Origin of the sequence: Methylomagnum ishizawai (genome assembly GCF_019670005.1) — a bacterium.
Lineage (GTDB): Bacteria > Pseudomonadota > Gammaproteobacteria > Methylococcales > Methylococcaceae > Methylomagnum > Methylomagnum ishizawai.
This window is the reverse complement of the sequence record NZ_AP019783.1, coordinates 1,850,065-1,867,735: the sequence shown is the minus strand read 5'-3', so window position 1 is coordinate 1,867,735 and position 17,671 is coordinate 1,850,065. Positions and strand designations below refer to the sequence as shown.

15 protein-coding genes are annotated in these 17,671 nt (G+C 60.0%); 11 read left to right on the top strand and 4 right to left on the bottom strand.

The genetic code is table 11. From position 1 onward, the window contains the following. Positions 1-37: 37 nt before the first annotated feature. The 6 genes from K5658_RS08605 (at position 38) to K5658_RS08580 (ending at position 5,339) form a co-directional block, all read left to right on the top strand. Entirely contained in the window at positions 38-979 is a 942-nt protein-coding gene (locus K5658_RS08605) for a LamG domain-containing protein (protein WP_221066533.1), read from the top strand. Between the two features lie 215 nt (positions 980-1,194). After that, positions 1,195-1,857, top strand: coding sequence for a hypothetical protein (locus K5658_RS08600; protein ID WP_221066532.1), 663 nt, complete (start codon positions 1,195-1,197; stop codon positions 1,855-1,857). A 140-nt stretch (positions 1,858-1,997) separates the two neighbouring features. Further along, positions 1,998-2,366 carry a hypothetical protein gene (locus K5658_RS08595; protein WP_221066531.1) on the top strand — a complete coding sequence of 123 codons (369 nt, stop codon included), beginning with the start codon at positions 1,998-2,000 and terminating at the stop codon, positions 2,364-2,366. Then, positions 2,360-3,688, top strand: coding sequence for a transposase (locus tag K5658_RS08590; RefSeq protein WP_221065052.1), 1,329 nt, complete (start codon positions 2,360-2,362; stop codon positions 3,686-3,688). Before K5658_RS08595 ends, K5658_RS08590 begins: the two co-directional genes overlap by 7 nt. A 322-nt stretch (positions 3,689-4,010) precedes the next feature. Then, positions 4,011-4,526: a DinB family protein gene (locus K5658_RS08585; protein ID WP_221066530.1), complete on the top strand. Its 516-nt coding sequence runs from the start codon at positions 4,011-4,013 to the stop codon at positions 4,524-4,526. A gap of 276 nt (positions 4,527-4,802) precedes the next feature. Next, positions 4,803-5,339: an RsmD family RNA methyltransferase gene (locus K5658_RS08580; protein ID WP_221066529.1), complete on the top strand. Its 537-nt coding sequence runs from the start codon at positions 4,803-4,805 to the stop codon at positions 5,337-5,339. Here the strand turns inward: K5658_RS08580 and K5658_RS08575 are convergent. Further along, positions 5,316-6,215, bottom strand: a complete 900-nt coding sequence (locus tag K5658_RS08575) for a carbohydrate ABC transporter permease (protein ID WP_221066528.1) — start codon at positions 6,213-6,215, stop codon at positions 5,316-5,318. The genes K5658_RS08580 and K5658_RS08575 overlap by 24 nt on opposite strands. Then, positions 6,212-7,516, bottom strand: coding sequence for a sugar ABC transporter substrate-binding protein (locus K5658_RS08570; RefSeq protein ID WP_221066527.1), 1,305 nt, complete (start codon positions 7,514-7,516; stop codon positions 6,212-6,214). Before K5658_RS08570 ends, K5658_RS08575 begins: the two co-directional genes overlap by 4 nt. A gap of 135 nt (positions 7,517-7,651) precedes the next feature. On the opposite strand from K5658_RS08570, the gene K5658_RS08565 reads away from it, so the two are divergent. From K5658_RS08565 to K5658_RS08555, 3 genes are all read left to right on the top strand, one after another. Beyond that, complete coding sequence (locus tag K5658_RS08565; RefSeq protein ID WP_221066526.1) at positions 7,652-9,160, top strand: glucoamylase family protein; 1,509 nt, start codon at positions 7,652-7,654, stop codon at positions 9,158-9,160. 4 nt (positions 9,161-9,164) lie between these two features. Further along, positions 9,165-10,238, top strand: coding sequence for an ABC transporter ATP-binding protein (locus tag K5658_RS08560; protein WP_221066525.1), 1,074 nt, complete (start codon positions 9,165-9,167; stop codon positions 10,236-10,238). Between the two features lie 101 nt (positions 10,239-10,339). After that, positions 10,340-11,659: an NAD(P)/FAD-dependent oxidoreductase gene (locus K5658_RS08555; RefSeq protein WP_221066524.1), complete on the top strand. Its 1,320-nt coding sequence runs from the start codon at positions 10,340-10,342 to the stop codon at positions 11,657-11,659. Here the strand turns inward: K5658_RS08555 and K5658_RS08550 are convergent. Together K5658_RS08550 and K5658_RS08545 are read right to left on the bottom strand one after the other, a co-directional pair. Beyond that, on the bottom strand, positions 11,646-13,283 hold the full coding sequence (locus K5658_RS08550) for a tetratricopeptide repeat protein (RefSeq protein ID WP_221066523.1): 1,638 nt from the start codon (positions 13,281-13,283) through the stop codon (positions 11,646-11,648). The two genes, K5658_RS08555 and K5658_RS08550, sit on opposite strands and share 14 nt — an antisense overlap. Beyond that, positions 13,280-14,605, bottom strand: a complete 1,326-nt coding sequence (locus K5658_RS08545) for an ATP-binding protein (RefSeq protein WP_221066522.1) — start codon at positions 14,603-14,605, stop codon at positions 13,280-13,282. The genes K5658_RS08550 and K5658_RS08545 overlap by 4 nt, the downstream gene beginning before the upstream one ends. 186 nt (positions 14,606-14,791) lie before the next feature. On the opposite strand from K5658_RS08545, the gene hldE reads away from it, so the two are divergent. Continuing rightward, positions 14,792-16,213, top strand: coding sequence for a bifunctional D-glycero-beta-D-manno-heptose-7-phosphate kinase/D-glycero-beta-D-manno-heptose 1-phosphate adenylyltransferase HldE (gene hldE / locus K5658_RS08540; RefSeq protein ID WP_221066521.1), 1,422 nt, complete (start codon positions 14,792-14,794; stop codon positions 16,211-16,213). A gap of 9 nt (positions 16,214-16,222) precedes the next feature. Further along, positions 16,223-17,671, top strand: coding sequence for a replicative DNA helicase (gene dnaB / locus K5658_RS08535; protein ID WP_221066520.1), 1,449 nt, complete (start codon positions 16,223-16,225; stop codon positions 17,669-17,671).

Here is a 17,671-nt window from a genome sequence, read left to right as displayed (position 1 = left end):
CTCTTAGTCGTTCTTTAGACGGGAAGGGAGTAGCGGAATGGCATTAGCGGATTTAAATACCGGACTAATCGCCTATTATCCATTCAATGGCAACGCCAATGATGAAAGCGGGAACGGGAACAACGGTGTTGAGTATGGTGGCTTGACTTACACAAGTGGGAAAATTGGGCAAGCGGCCTCATTTGATGGAATTGACGATTTTATCGAAATAACGCCTAAAGGCAATGTATCCGCTATCGGGGATTTTTCTATTTCCACATGGACATATTTGATTGATTTCAAAACGCAGACCGCGCCTTGGATTACAAACGAAAAAGACAGGCAATACGTTTTTGATGGACATGGAAACTCAAAAACAGCAACTTATGAGGACTTTAATAGACCAGGATTTACGTTAATTTACGATGGTGACAGCACCACCCAAGAAATCCATGACGGCATTGAATATGGTAGCGCATTTAGTTCCAATTATCTTGAGCAAAATACGCCGTTTGCAATAAAAGGCAAATGGCTCCACCATGTTTTTATAAGAAAAGGCGACAAAGACTATACATACTTAGATGGAAAGCTCATTAAGTCAAGCTATGCCAATAACGTAAAAAAAGACACATTGCTAGATATGCAGCATGATTGGTTTATAGGAACAAGTCTGGGTAATAATCCAAATTATGGCGGGCATTGCAACTGCCACTTTGGTTTCAATTATTCCTTTTATGGCTTGATTGACGATATGCGTATTTATGGCCGTGCCTTGGCTGCTTCTGAAATTCAAACCCTCTACTACCAAGGTAATCCGCCTATTATTCAAGGCACTGCTCCTTGGGCAACGCCGCACACCGTCACCTGCCAAAATGTCACGCAGAGGAAAACGGTTACAATTCCAAGCACAAAAACTTCGGCTTGGGATTGCCAAAAAGCCGGACTTCCTACGAAATCTGGTGATAAAGTCAAGGTGACGATTGAGGGCACGAAATACTAAGCCCGGTAGAGTGGCATGTACTCATGCCCACCGCTTTCGGATCGGTGGAGCCGGATAACCCTGCTCTTCGTAGCAAGCCTAACAAATCATTCAAGTGGGACGCGGGATCAAGGGCATTTCTCCGAATCAACTTCGGAGCGCCGCGCCCCTTAATTTTGTCGTTAGGCGTTGAAATAAGCACCTGCAAACCTTGCAATCACTGATAGGAGATAACCATGCGGTCAAAGTATGTTTCCAGCTTGGATTTAATTACAGTTGGCGTGATGGCGGTACTCGCTACACCTAGTTTCGCTGCCACACCGGCAGCTTCCCTTGAAAATGCCCAGGTTTTCGCTACAGGGCAAAAAATTCAGGCGTTTCGTGTGCCGACCATCGATGCTACTGGGAAAGTGAAGTATTACAATCTGACTATCGATTTAAACGTCTTAGACGATGGCACGGTGGACACTACATCGGCAACTATTACTTCATCGTCGCCGTTGCCGGTGCTGTCGAACAAGTTTATCGCCGGAACCTATACTGATGGTCAAGGTGCCACCTGTACAGTTGTGACAACGGTACTCCAAGGCGGACGTACACAAGCCGCATTTTCGTGCAAAACTTCTAATGGTTATACCTTGCAAGCGACTTGGGTTACGGGACTCATTCCTGGACATCCGTTTGAACTGGATTTAAAAGCGGCGGGTATCGATAAGCTTGGTTCATATAGTAACTTTTCCTGGGGAAAAGTTTCCAATACTACCAATAATGGGGATTGGTGGGGATGCATGAGTCCAAATGACATCATCAGTGCCAGCCAAGTCGGTAACACGCTGTCGATAGGCGGCTATCAAAATGGCAATACACAAAAATGCGGTGTCAACTTGACCAAGAAATAAGGAGATAGCACGGTGGCGGGTTAGCAATAGCGTAACCCGCCATATCGGAAATACCCTCCGGCCTAACATGGCGCTGCACCGGACTTCACTTCGTTCCGCCGGTGAGCTTTTTCGTTAGGCTCAAGAAGGAAAAGCGATGCATGAAAATCGCAAAAGTAGTAGTTGTTGCTTTAATCGGGATTTGTGGCGTCACCCCCGCGGGTCTAATCATATTTCAAAATAAAACTTACGCCAGCAAGGTGTTTGCGAACACAGTGGCTTACGACAAAGTCCTGGCTTCGCGTAAATGGCATTGGCAGACCTTTGGTTGCAGTTACGCTATCGTTTCTCTGAAAGAAGGTGCGAGCCATTCTCCTCCAGATACATGGTTAGGGAATGAGACGTGGTCTAAGACTCCCGTTCGCCTTACTCGCCCTATACATCATGACGACCAGCCCTTTCAAACTGAAATAACCGATAGTATTATCGGCGCTCAACATACCAACACCAATAGTCGAGATCAATGCTAGAGCTATTCCGCCAGAAAATGCCCCTGTCCTGCCTGCTGCACGGCCTACTGGAACGCTGCTTTGCGGCGGAGAGGCTGGACAGGATTTTCCTGGAGAACGCGAAGGAGCAATACACGCGGGAAATCCTATTTTCGACGGTGTGCGACCTCATGCTGAGCGTGGTCCTCAAGGTCCATCCCTCGATCAACGCGGCCTACCAGAAACACCCGGAACCCCTGGGGGTAACGGTATCCGCGCTCTACGAGAAACTCAAGGGCGTTGAATTATCCGTGTCCCAAGCCCTGCTGCGCGATACCTCGGAAGACCTGTCGGATATTCTCGATGCCCTGGGTTTCACCCCCGAACCCTGGTTGCCGGGTTATCCGGTCCGCCTCCTCGACGGCAACTGTCTGGCGGCGAGCGAGAAACGCCTCGCCGTCCACCGCGAGGTCGGCGGTGCCGCGTTGCCGGGCAAGTCGCTGGTGGTGTTCGACCCGGAGCGCCGCCTGATGCGGGACGTGTTCCCTTGCGAGGACGGACATGCCCAGGAGCGCCGCCTGCTCGACGCCGTGGCCGGTATCCCCAAGGCCGGCGAACTGTGGATCGCCGACCGCAACTTCTGCACCGTGGGATTCCTCGACCGGCTCCAGGGCCGGAACGCCCACGCCTTGATGCGCTTGCACCTGAACCTGCCGCTGACCGAGGAAACCCTGTTTTCCCAGGCCGGGGAACAGGGCGGCGGGCGGCTTTTGGAAAAGCGGGTCGGCGTGGCCGGGCGGCCCTATCGCCTCGTCCGCGTCGAACTCGAACAACCCACCCGCGACGGCGATGCCTTCGTCGATATCCTGACCGACCTCCCGGCGGACATACCCGCCGCCACCGTCGCCGACCTCTACCGCAGGCGCTGGACCCTGGAAACCGCGTTCCAACACGTCGAAAAACATTTCAAGTCCGAGATCGAAACCCTGGCCTATCCCAAGGCCGCCCTGTTCGGATTCGCCCTGGCCCTGGTCGCCTATAACCTCTTCTCGGTCATGATCTCGGCGCTGGACTGCGCCCATGGAAAACCCGTGTCCAAGGATATCTCCGGGTATTATCTCTCCCACGAGATCGCCGCCACTTTCCTCGCGCTCATCCAACTCAGCGGGGTCGGCGACTGGCTGTTCGTCTCCGAACAAACCCCGGCGGAATTCGCCGCGTGGCTGCGCGAAACCGCCCGGAACATCCCGTTGCGTACCCTCACAAAGCATCCGCGCGGCCCGAAAAAGCCCATCGACAAACCGCCCTACGACCCGAAACAGCCACATGTCTCGACATATCAATTACTTAGGAAGAAGAAGTAGTCACTTTGAAAGGGCTGATCATGACGACACAACAAACCCTATCTCAATTTGTGTAACAGAGGGCATGTTTTCTTCGGACGTTGCGGCTAGACTACAAACCGCCATCAGGGAGCCAGGCTCGTACTATATTCACCTTAGTGAAACCTTGTTATTGTACTCAGAGCCACAGAAAATCGCCGCTGTCGTTCGTTATGGAGACTGATGAATGTGTTGGGAAATCGGCCATTGTCAACAAATCAACTGATTTGCCCAACAACCGCATACAGCGGACGCGGACAAGCCGCGCTGCTGATGCGGAACGTTAGGCATTTACAGAACATCAATGATTAATAACACTCATTACAGAATAATGGCCGAATACAACGAATGGATGAATACCCGTCTGTATTCTTTATGCGCTTCCCTCTCAGATGATGAACTAAAAAAAGATCGCGGAGCCTTTTTCAAGTCCATATATCTCACCCTTAACCATATTACTTACGGTGATCTTGCCTTTATGTCCCGCTTTACGGGAGACCCTGATGTAGTTCCAGAGTTAAATAAAGAGCTTTTCTCCGGTTTTTCGGCGCTGTATGAGAATCGCAAACATCTTGATGTACGCATCATTGATTGGTCTGAATCGTTAACCGAAAGCTGGCTTGCAGAACCCCTTACCTATCAAAGCAAGGTAGATGGCAAGTTCCGCACAGTTCCAAAATGGATTTTGGTCACCCAGATGTTTAATCACCAAACGCACCATCGAGGCCAAATAACTACACTGCTATCGCAAATAGGGCTTGATGTGGGTAGCACAGACATACCTTTTATGCCGCAGTTTCAGAGCAATATAACTGTCTGACGGGTTCCGATAACCGGGCGATCCGGGATTTCCGGCACGGTTTGCGGTTGGTGGCTTCCGGTTTCGGAATCGATGGTTTCGGGAAAGCGGATCGAGGATTTCCGAAAGCCCGGTTTCAAACTGAAGCTTTTGGAATGGCGGAACCGGCAAGCCCGTTCTCCGCAGCCAGCCTAACAAATCATTCAACTCACCATGCACCAACCCAAAAACTCCCCATGCCCTTTCGGCGAACGCTATCAAAAGTATTGGGATAAGCTTTCGCCCATGGAGCGCCGAATGGAAATGGATCTCGAAGGGCTCTATTCGCTGGACCTGCAAGCCTTGGCGCTGGAACTGGCGGAACGGATCCAATCCCCACGGGTGGTCGATGCCTTCTGCGGGGTGGGCGGAGCCGCCATCGCCTTCGCCCGCGGGGGCAAACAGGTTGATGCGATAGAACTGCAAGCCAGCCGCCTCGATATGGCCCGGCGCAATGCCCAAATCTTCGGCGTCGCGGACCGAATCCGTTTCCTGGAAGGCGATTGCCTCGCGAAACTCGAAGCGGCGGCAGACGCGGCGATTTACCTCGACCCGCCCTGGGGTGGCCCCGCCTACGGCAAGCTTGAACAATTCCGCCTCAAGGATTTTTCGCCGGACGGGGAAACCCTGCTACGCCAAGCCTTGGCGGCATCCCCCGAGGTTTTGTTCAAACTCCCCAAAAACTTCGATTTCGCCGATTTTCAGCGCATCGCGGAACCCACCGCGATACTCCGCAATGAATTCCGGGGAAACTTGGAATATTACACCGCCCTATTCATTCGGAAAGGTGGTTGAGGAATCCCCTCGCCGCAGCCAAGCCTGCCCCACAGTCCCCAGCAAGATTATCAAGAACAACACGAAGGCCACCGCCGCCGCATAGCCCAGATTCCACCAGCGGAAACCCTCTTGGAACATCAACAAAGCCACGCTCAGCGTGCTATCGGCGGGACCGCCCTGGGTCATCACATAAGGCTCGGCGAATAATTGGCAATAGCCGATCAAGGTGATGATGGTCACGAACAGGAAGGTCGGGGCCAACATCGGCAAGGTGATGTGCAGGAATTGCCGCCACGGCCCGGCCCCGTCCAGCATCGCCGCCTCGTACAAACGGCGCGGGATGCTTTGCAGCCCCGCGATAAACACGATCATGTTGAAGCCGAAATTCTTCCATACCGCCATCAGGATGAGGGCCGGCATGGCATAGGCCGGATCGCCCAGCCAATCGATGGGCGCGATGCCGAACCAGCCCAGCGCATAGTTCAAAAAGCCATGGCGCGGATGGTAGAGATAGCGCCACACCACCGCGACCGCGACCAAGGCCGTCACCACCGGCAGGAACAGCAAGGCCCGGAACACGCCTTTCCCGCGCACCAGCCCATGGTTCAGCAACAAAGCCATCCCCAACGACACCGCCACCGACAACGGCCCGCCCACCGCCACGAAATAGCCGGTATTCCGCAAAGCCGTGTGGAACAAGGGATCGACCAGCAGCCGCCGGTAATTGTCCAGGCCCACCCAGCGCAGCAAGCCCACATCGCCCAGCGCGTAGATGTCGAAATCGGTGAAGCTCAACAGCAAGGCCGCCAGCACCGGCAGGAAGAAGAACACGGCGATCAGCGCCAAGGCCGGGGCCACGAACCAGACGGCGGGATTGATGCGGAACGGTGTCATCGGGCCGAACGCTCCCGGTCCAACAACCAGCGGCGCTTTTCCAAAATCCGGTCCACCTCGGCATCCAAACCGGCCAAGGCCGCGTCCGGGCTTAGTTCGCCGCGCACTGCCTTTTCGGCGTAATGCGCCAGCTTGCTGGCGATGCGCTCCCATTCCGGCAGCTTGGGCGTGGCGGCGACCCGTTCCAATTGGGCCTTGAATGCCTGGGCCTTATCGGAACCGGCCAATTCCGGCGCGTCCCAGGCCGAGCGCCGGGTCGGCAAATCGCCGGTCAGCCGGTGGAACGCCACCTGCCGTTCCGGGGCCGACAGGAATTCGATCAAGCGGGCGGCTTCCGCCTTGTGGGCCGAACTCTGCGCCAAGGCCAGACTCGCCCCGCCCGCCAGCGACAGGCCGGGATATTCCCCATCCGGCGCGGGCAGCGGAGCCGTGGCCCATTGGTCTTGCATCGCTTCCGGCAAGCGCCGTCGGAATTCGCCGATATTCCACGGCCCGGTGATGTACATGGCGAAATAACCCCGTGCGAATTCCTGATAAAGATTGGCGATCTGGGCCTCGGCCAGAGCGGGCGCATAGCCGCGCCGGAACAGGTCCAGATAAAAATCGAAAGCCCGCCGGAACGCGGGGCTTTGGAAATCGCCGAAGCGCCCGCCCCCGCGCAACAAACCCGCCCCCACCTGCAAGCCGAGGATCGCCGGCACCTGCCATTCGTTCATGGGCAACAGCAAGGCATAGCGTTCCCCGCCGGGCAAGGTCTTGATGCGGGCCATCGCGTCCGACCACTCGCGCCAAGTGCGCGGCGGCTCGCTGAAACCGGCCTGGGCCAGGATATCCTTGCGGTAGAACAATAGCCGCGTATCCACATACCAAGGCAGGGCGTAGAGCCGCCCGTCGATTTCGTTGGTGGCGAGCAGCCCCGCGAAATAATCCGCCCGCGCCCGGATGGCCTCGGGTACCCGCCCGGCGTCCAGGGCATCGATGGCCCGCAGCGCCACGAATTCCGGTATCCAGGTATTGCCCAGTTGGAACACATCCGGCATGGCCTCGCCCGCGTAGGCGGTCAGCAGTTTCTCATGGGCCGCGCTCCAGGGGATTTGCTGGACTTCGACCCGCAGCCCCGGATTCAGCCGCTCGAATTCCGGCAGCAGTTGCCGCACGGCCTCGCCCTCGCCGCCCATGGCCCAGAATTGCAGCCGCACCGGCCCGGACCCGTCGCCGCAGCCCGCCAGCGCGAGGCAGGCCAGCAGCGCGGCGAAACCCGGCGCGGATCGGTAACGACGGAAAAAAGTGGCGATGCCCATGGTGCGAGGGTTCTGCGTTGGAGTGGCCGCCGATTGTACACAGCCCGCCCGAATTGAGCGCCCGGCCCGCATCCTCTATGCTTGCCCGCACCCGCATATCGGGCGGGCGATGCAGTTATACGAGGCGATGGCGCGGTGAAAAAAACAGTGTGGATCGGATTGGTGCTGGGGCTTTGGGCCGCGATGGCCGGACCCGTAAACGCGGACGGGACGGCCCCGGTGAATCTCGAAATCCACCCCGGCGCGGAATTGGCCCCGCAAAAACAAGCCTGGGAACAATCGGTGGGCGGGGAAATGGCCGCACGCCCCTTGCTCAAAGCCCGGCTGGCGGGCTGGCCCCGTGTCCTGCGGGCCGAACCGCCCGCCCCGGACACCGATACCCGGACCTTCCTGCTGAAAATCGCCGCCGACACCTGGCGCGGCCTCGACGCCTTCACCGACCTGGCCCACGGCCTGCCGCTGGACCGGGTCGAATTCGAGAACGGCGGCATCGCCCCGGAAACCACCCGCATCGGCGATTACACCAGCGTCACCAATATCGGCTTCCATTTCCTGGCCGTGGCCTCGGCCCACGAACTCAAGCTCATCGACCGGGAACAAGCCCTGACCCGGCTCAAGGCCACCCTGGCTTCCCTCGAACGCATGGAAAGCCATCGCGGCTTCTTCTTCAATTACTACAACACCACCACCCTGGAACGCACCAGCGATTTCATTTCCTTCGTCGATTCGTCCTGGCTGACGGCGGGCTTGATGGTGGCGCGGCAGGCGTTCCCGGAACTGGCGGAGCGCTGCTCCCGGCTGATCGGGCCAGGCGACTACGGCTTTTTCTACGACGAAAAATACCGGCTGATGTCGCACGGCTACCACGTCCCCTTGCGGACGCGCTCGGATTACCACTACGGCGTGTTCTACGCCGAATCGCGCCTCGGGAGCCTCATCGCCATCGCCCAGGGCGCGGTGCCGGAAGCCCATTGGTTCGCCATGTCCCGCACCTTCCCGCCGGAAATCCACTGGCAAACCCGCCCGCCCCTGGGCCGCACCGAATACAACGTCAACGGCTTCCGCTGGACCGGCGGGCATTACCATTGGCGCGGCCAGGACTACGTACCGTCCTGGGGCGGCAGCCTGTTCGAGGCGCTGATGCCGCGCCTGGTGCTGGACGAAAGCCAATACGCCCCCGCCAGCCTGGGCCGCAACGGCGACATCCATACCGCCATCCACCGCCAATATGCCCAGGAAGAATTGGGTTTCCCGGTCTGGGGCATGTCGCCGAGTTCCAATCCGGCGAATGGGCGCTATGAAGAATACGGGGTGAAACCGCTGGGCATCGCGGGCTATAAATCCGGCGTGGTGACGCCGCACGCCGCCGCCTTGGCGTTGCTGGCCGAACCCGAGGCGGCGGCGGCGAACCTGCGGAAACTGGCGGCGCTCTATCCCATCTATGGCGATTTCGGCTTTTACGACGCGGTCGATCCCCAGGGCGGGGCGGTGGCCTATCACTATCTGTGTTTGAATCAGGCCATGATCCTGGTGGCCCTGGCGGATACCCTGGCCGACCATGCGATACAAAAGTTATTCGCGGCGGATGCGGGGGTGAAGAAGGTGTTGCCCTTGTTGGGGATCGAGCGGTTCGCGGGGCAGTAACGCCATGGCCTCCGTCTCCTTCGAACACCTCGAAAAAACCTACCCCAACGGCTACCACGCCCTGCGCGATTTCACCCTGGACATCCCGGATGGGGAATTGATGGTGCTGGTCGGTCCCTCCGGCTGCGGCAAATCCACCTTGCTGCGCCTCCTGGCCGGTTTGGAGGACATCAGTTCCGGCACGCTCAAAATCGGCGGACGCGTCGCCAACACCCTGTCGCCGCAGGAGCGCAACATCGCCATGGTGTTCCAGGATTACGCGCTCTATCCCACCATGACGGTGCGCGGCAACCTGGAATTCCCGCTCAAGATGCGCAAGCTGGCCAAGGAAGACATCCGCCGCCGGGTGGCCTGGGCGGCGGAATTGCTGGACCTGGGAGAAGTGCTGGACCGCCTGCCCAAACAACTTTCCGGCGGACAGCGGCAGCGGGTGGCGATGGGACGGGCCTTGGTGCGGGAACCTTCGGTGTTCCTGCTGGACGAGCCTTTGTCGAACCTCGACGCCAAGCTGCGCGGGCAGGTGCGGACCGAAATCGGCGAGCTACAGCGGCGGATGGGCGCGACCATGCTCTATGTCACCCACGACCAAGTCGAGGCCATGACCTTGGGCCGCCGCATCGCCGTCCTGCACCAAGGCCGGATACAGCAAGTCGCCGACCCCAAGACCTTGTACGAGCGGCCCGGAAATCCCTTCGTGGCGGGCTTCATCGGCAGTCCGCCCATGAACCTGTTCGCGGCGATGTTGGAGCGGGATGGACCGGACCGGGCGCGGTTGCGGGTGGCGGGACGGGTGGTGGCGGAAGGCGTGGACGCGGGGGCCTATGTTGATGGGGCGGCGGTGCTGGCCGGGATACGCCCGGAGGCGGTGCATTTGGCCGGACCGGAGGAAGCGGGATTCGAGGCGGTGGTGGTGGGGACCGAATACCTGGGCCACGAGACCTTGCTGTATTTCCAAGCTGGGCCGGAAACCCAGGCGTGGACGGCGCGGCTTCCGGGGATGCACGGGTTAGGGCCGGGCGATAGGCTACGTTTGGCGGTGGCGGGACAAGCGGTGCGCTTGTTCCCGCGGGAGGATTGAACGCGGCGGGGCGCGGTCCTGGCGGTATCCCATGCCACAGGAACAACACTAAAATTGCCTTGTTCGAGAACCCTAAGAAAAACCCCGACGAGGAACAGCGCATGACCCAAAACAACCTCCCCAAAATCGTGGTCGTCGGCGGCGGCGCGGGCGGCCTGGAACTGGCCACCCGGCTCGGCGCCAGCCTGGGCCGCCAGGGCCAGGCCGAAATCACCCTGATCGACGCCACCCGCACCCATATCTGGAAACCCCTGCTGCACGAAGTCGCAGCCGGCACCCTCGATTCCCACGACGACGAACTCGACTACCTGGCCCAGGCCAACGCCAAACATTTCCGCTTCGTGCTGGGCCGCATGGACGGCCTGGACCGCGCCCGCAAGGAAATCCACCTCGCCCCCATGTTCAACGCCGAGGGCCGGGAAATCATGCCGGCCCGCACCTACCCCTACGATTTCCTGGTCATCGCCGTGGGCAGCGTCTGCAACGACTTCGGCATTCCCGGCGTGGCCCGCCATTGTTTGTTCCTCGACACCACCGAGCAGGCCGAGCAATTCCAAATCCGGCTGATGGAAGCCTATCTCCACGCCCATGCCACCGGCGGCAGCCGGGGCGAGGGCGAACTGGACATCGCCATCGTCGGCGGCGGGGCCACGGGGATCGAGCTATCGGCCCAATTGCACCAAGCCACCCGCTTGCTCAACGCCTACGGACTCGACAACGTCCATCCCTCCGACATCAAAATCCACTTGATCGAAGCCTCGCCCAACCTGTTGCCGGGACTACCCGAACGCCTGTCGCGGGCCACCTTGCACCAGCTCGAAAGCCTGGGCGTGGAAGTGCTGTTGGGCGAAAAAGTGGTGGAAGTGACGGAAGCGGGCGTCGCCACCCATTCGGGCCGGTTCATCCCGGCGGCGCTCAAGGTGTGGGCGGCGGGCATCAAGGCACCGGATTTCCTGCAAGGGCTGGACGGCCTGGAAACCAACCGCATCAACCAGATCAAGGTGCGGCCCACGCTCCAGACCACGGTGGACGATGCCGTCTACGCCATCGGCGATTGCGCTTCCTGCCCCTGGCCCGCCAAGAGCGCTACCGCCACCGTGCCGCCCCGCGCCCAATCGGCCCACCAGATGGCGAGCCTGGTGCTGAAAAACCTGCGCCGCGCCTTGCGGGGCCAGTCCCAGGCCGATTACCACTACCACGATTACGGCTCGCTGGTTTCCCTGGGCAAATACAGCACGGTGGGAAACCTGATGGGCAATCTGATGGGCACGGTGATGATCGAGGGCTTGATCGCCCGCCTGGTCTATCTGTCCTTGTACAAGATGCACCAGTGGGCGCTGTTCGGGACGCTGCGGGTGGGCTTGCTGATGGTGGCGAACTTCTTCCGGCGGCGCTTGCGGCCCCGGATCAAGCTGCACTGAGCGGGCTTTCGGGTTGGGATAGCAGGTTGCGGAGGCGTTCGGCTTGTTCGTTCCAACCCAGCCGTTCGGCAGCGTCCAGGGCGGTTTTTAGGATGGCGATGCCTTTTTCCGGGTCGCCGCGTTGGCGGAGTAATTGGCCGTAGTGTTCGCCCACGGCGGCAAGCCCTTCTATAAGCTTGAGCCCCTTGGCGATCTCATAGGCTTCGGTCAAGTGGGCGAAAGCTTGGGCTTGTCGGCCCTTCTCTAATTCGATTACGGCGATTCTTAAGAGCGTTTTAGCTTTCCCGATAACATCGCCCAACCGTTCGTAAATCGGCAATTGTTCTTCCTGGTGGATGCGTAGCGCCTCGTCCAATTGTCCCCGTGCTTGCAAGATGTCGGCGCTCTTCCCCCGCGTTATTGCCTTCGACCGCACATCGCCCAGGCGTTCGTAGACAGGAAGTTCCTCTTCTTCTCGGATGCGAAGTGCCTCGTCCAACCGTCCCCGCGCGTATAGGATGTCAGCTATTTTCCCCTGCGCTATCGCCTTCAACCGCACATTGCCCAGTTGCTCATAGACTGGCAACTCCTCTTCTTCGCGGATGCGCAATGCCTCATCCAGTTGTCCCCGCGTTTGCAAAATATCGGCGATTTTCCCCTGTGTTACCGCTTTTCCCAATGTGTCACCCAGCCGCTTATAGATTGGCAGTACTTCCTCCTCCGAGATACGTAACGCCTCGTCCAACTGTCCCCGTGCTTGTAAGATGTCGGCGATCTTTCCTTGAGTTACTGCCCTTGAGCGTTCGTCGCCCAGCCGCTCAAGATCATCAAAGACCGTATTCAGCCGAGCCAACGCCTGATCCAAACCTCCCCTCAACCAAAGAATATCAGCACCCTTCCCCAAGGTTTGGGCTGCGCCTCTACGGTCGCCCGCATGTTCAAAAATAGCGTTGGCTTGGTCATAGGCTTCCAGTGCTTGTAACCATGCTCCGAGGTCTCGATATAAATTCCCCAAAGTATTCCAAAGCGCCCCGCGCTCAGAGCCGGAAAGTTCTTCGCCCTTGTACGCCAAAAAATCCCGGATTTCCGCGACCCGCTGCAAACGCTCATCCCGCGTGGCGCTCCCCAAATCCAGCGGCTCGGGCCAAGCCATACTTTCCAACTCGACCGGCCAGGAAAAATCCACCACCCCCGACCGCCATTCCCAAGCATCCGGCGCGGCTTGGGCGAACTCCCGGATTTGATGTTCCAACAGCCACAACACCAAAGGCCGCCGACACAACCGGGCGATCCAATCACGATGCACATTGAAGACATACAGCCGGGAATCGTCCTTCCCCTGCCCCAGCCACAAATCCAAGCCCACCAAATGCAGCGCCCCCGGCTCCTGGCCATGACTTTCCAACCAACGCTCGAACGCCGCGAAATCGGCGAAACCATTGGCGTCCAGCCGCTCATGGGCTGATTCCCCCGCCTCTTGCCGCAACCTCTCGATCAACTGGTCGCGATAAACGGGCCGGTTGTAGCCAGCCAGCACCAGGGCGAAACGCCCGGCGGCACCTTCCAGCAACCGCTTGAGCCGGACCCATTCCCCCGCATGTTCCGGCGGTGGCGTCACAGGTCCGAACAGATCGGCGGCATTCATGGCGCGACATAGGCGGGCAAGGTCCGCACCACCGGATGCGAACGCCACCAATAGCTGTTGTATTCCAACAATGCCCCGTAATACAGCAATTTGCCGACCCGCTCCCGGTCGTCCTCCGACAACTGCGAAACATCCTCCAAAGCATCCACCCGCCGCAGCAAGGCGAAATCCTCGGCGGCAAGCTGGTAGCGGTAATCGGTGGCGTAGCGCTTGACGGCCCGCTCGGCGGCGGCGCGGTCGAAAAACTCGCTTTCCGCCTCGGTGTAGGCGTAATTCAAAAGGCGCAGCAAATGGCGCGGATTGCCGCCGGAATAGCGGATGAAATAATCCAGCGTGGCGAGATCGTCGAACAACTCCTGAGCAACCCGTTTCAACACCATCTCGCGCATGGCGGCATAGCCTTCCGGGTCGGGCCGGGCCTCGTCCAGATCGGACTTTTCGCTCAGCTTAATCATGGGCAGATGGAACAGGTCGGTATAGATGTTTAGCAGGAAAGTCCGATGGTTGAACACCAGCGCAATCGGAGCGCAATAAATGAAATCGGCCTGGATTTGCTGTAATTGGTGGATGTTGTCGATGAAGAAGGCTTTGCTATCCTCCCTCGACAGACGGTCGGTGCCATCGACCAGGAACAAGAGGCGGTCACCCAGCCCGCGCCGCCCCAAAGCGCCCCGCGCCGCGACCAGCAAATCATTGAACGCCTGGGAGAAATCCCTATAGCTGTTCTTGACCACGGTACGGAGTTCTTCCTTGTAGGTCGAATTGACCTTGAAAGAACTGGTCAGGCTGGCGAACAATTTGCACAGGAAAGGAATGCTGGCCTGGACTTCCGCACCGGACTTGATTTCGGCAGCCAATTCGCGGGTACGTTCATTCTTCTCGATCCTTTCGCTGAACCAGCCGGTCAGATTCCGCAAAAACATCGGATCGATCACAACACCCTCGCCCTCGATCCGGGCCAACAACTCCGCCGCCAAAGCCAGCAAGACATCGGGATAGCCCAGGTTATGGGTATCCAGCCGTTCCAGCGTGTCTAGCATGACCACGTAAAACTGGCCCGGCTCATGCAATTCGACCGCCAGCCGCCTGAGTTCGGTACTTTTGCCGCAGCCGATGGGACCGCTATAAAGGAAGTAATTACCGCCGTTGGGATTGCCTCCCATCAAGGCACGGATGATCTTGGTATGGTTGAAATTGCCCCGCGCCTTGGCGGTATCCACATAGCGCGGGTCGTCGTAGGCCAAGGGCTGGTCGAAGCGCAACTCCCGGTTGGCTGCGAGCAAGGTCCGGGGTGGTTGGTAAGGAATGGGTGGGTTTGTCATTAAAACACCTTCCAAGGTGGGATTTTGGGCATAGTTTATCTTCACCCGCCCCTGTATCCGGCGAAAATCATGAATGACCGCCCCGCGCCCACGTATCCACGCTTACACCCCGCGCCAACCCCGCCCAAGGCTCCCGCCTTGATGGGTGTGCTATGCTATCGCCCCTTTTTCGGCAGGGCTCCGACCATGCGACTCCCCGACTTCCGTTCCTCCCGTGTGCTGGTGGCCGGCGATCTGATGCTGGACCGCTATTGGCACGGGGCCACCTCGCGCATTTCGCCGGAAGCCCCGGTGCCGGTGGTGCGGGTGGAAGGGATCGAGGAACGGATCGGCGGCGCGGGCAACGTGGCGCTCAACATCGCCGCCCTGGGCGCGGGGGCCGAAGTCCTGGGCTATTGCGGCGCGGACGAGGCGGGCACCGGCTTGACCGGCTTACTGGAACAAGCCGGGATCGACTGCCGGGTCGAACGGGTGGCGGGCCTCCCCACCATCACCAAGCTGCGCGTCCTCAGCCGCCATCAGCAATTGATCCGGCTGGATTTCGAGCAAGGTTTCCACGGCGTCGATCCGGCGGTTTTGACGGCACGCTTCGCCGCCCGCCTGCCCGAAGTCCAGGCCGTGGTGCTGTCCGATTATGGCAAGGGCACCCTGCACCACATCCGCCCCTTGATCGAAGCCGCCCGCGCCGCCGGAAAGCCCATTTTGATCGACCCCAAGGGCGGCGACTTCGACAAATACCGGGGCGCGACCCTCATCACCCCCAACCGCGCCGAATTCGAGGCCGTGGCCGGTCCCTGCCGCGACGACGACGAACTGGCCGCGAAGGCCCGGCACCTGGCCGAGCGACTCGACCTCGACGCGCTCTTGATCACCCGTGGCGAACAGGGCATGACCCTGGTGCGGCGCGACGCTCCCGACCTGCACCTGCCCGCCCGCGCCAAGGAGGTCTACGACGTGACCGGCGCGGGCGATACCGTGATCGCCGTGTTGGCGGCGGGCCTCGCCGCCGGGCTGGCCCTGGCCGAAGCCACCCCGCTGGCCAACCTCGCGGCGGGCCTGGTGGTGGGCAAGCTCGGCACCGCCAGCGTCGGCCTGGAGGAATTGGCCCAAGCCCTGCCGGGCGGCCCCACCCAACGGCGCGGGGCCATCGCCCTCAGCGACCTGTTGCCGATCCTGGACGCCGCCCGCCGCCAGGGCGAAAGGATCGTCGCCACCAACGGCTGTTTCGATATCCTCCATCCCGGCCACATCCGTTATCTACGGGAAGCCCGCGCCCTGGGCGACCGCTTGGTGGTGCTGGTCAACGGCGATGCCTCGGTGCGCCGCCTCAAAGGCCCGGAACGCCCCATCCATCCCCTGGCCCACCGCATGGAAATGCTGGCGGCGCTGGCGGCGGTCGATTGGGTCGTCCCCTTCGAGGACGACACCCCCCGCGCCGCCATCGGCCACATCCTACCCGACGTGCTGGTCAAGGGCGGCGACTACGCCGACATCGGCGCCATCGCCGGCCACGATCTGGTCCTGGCCCACGGCGGCGAGGTCAAACTGTTAAGCTTCGTCGATGGCTATTCCACCACCCGCCTCATCGAAACCCTGCGCCAAGCCTGAACCCTGACCATGGCAGAACGTATCCGACGCAATCCGAATGCCTCCAGGGACGAGCAAGTCGAAGCCCTGAAACTCCCGCCTTTTTCCGTCAACGCCGAGCAAGGCGTCCTCGGCTCCCTGCTGCTGGATCGGCTGGCCTGGGACAAGGTGGCCGATATGCTGGTCGAGGACGATTTCTACCGCCACGACCACAAGCTGATTTTCCGGGCCATGAAGATGCTGGCGGAAAAGCAAGGCCCGACCGATGTCATCACCTTGGCGGAAACCCTGGAAAGCCTGGGCTGGCTGGACGAAAGCGGCGGGCTGAGCTATCTGGCCTCGCTGGCCAAGGAAACCCCCAGCGCCGCCAATATCTCGGCCTATGCCGATATCGTCCGGGAAAAATCCATCCTCCGGCAATTGATCGCCTCGGGCGCGGAACTGGCCGACCTCGCCTATTTCCCGCAGGGCCGCACCACCCCGGAATTGATCGAGACGGCGGAGCGCACGGTGTTCCGCATCGCCGACCAATACCGGCGGCAAGGCACCGGCTTCAAGCCGATCCGGCCCCTGGTCACCGCCGCCGTGAACCGGGTGGAGGTGCTGTTCCACAGCCAAGGCCATATGACCGGGGTGCCCAGCGGCTATACCGACCTCGACGACAAGACCTCCGGGTTCCAACCGTCCGACCTCGTCATCGTGGCGGGGAGGCCGTCGATGGGCAAGACCAGCTTCTGCATGAACATCGCCGAACATGTGGCGCTCAAGGAAAAACTGCCGGTGGCGGTGTTCAGCATGGAAATGCCCGCCGAGCAATTGGTGCTGCGTATGCTGTCCTCGCTGGGCCGCATCGACCAGAGCAAGGTCCGCACCGGCAAGATGGAACAGGACGATTGGCCGCGGCTGGGTTCCGCCATCAACATCCTGGCCGAGGCCAAGCTGTTCATCGACGACACCCCGGCCATGACCCCGACCGAGGTCCGCGCCCGCTGCCGCCGCCTCGCCCGCGAGAACGGCGGCCAACTGGGCATGGTGATCCTCGACTACCTGCAACTCATGCAATCGCCGGGCAGCGAAAGCCGGGTGAACGAGATTTCCGATATTTCCCGCTCGCTGAAAGGCATGGCGAAGGAACTCAACGTGCCGGTGATCGCGCTGTCCCAGCTCAACCGCAGCCTGGAGCAACGGCCCAACAAGCGGCCCGTCATGTCCGATTTGCGCGAATCGGGCGCGATAGAGCAGGATGCCGACATCATCCTATTCATTTATCGCGACGAGGTTTACAACGCCGAGTCCCCGGACAAAGGCTCCGCCGAAATCATCATCGCCAAGCAGCGCAACGGGCCCATCGGCACCGTGAAGCTGACTTTCCTCGGCCAATACACCCGCTTCGAGAACCACGCCCCGACCGTCTATATCGGTGGGAACCCATCCGGCGGCGGCGGGGGCTATCCGCCCAACGGCGGGGGGGAATTCTGA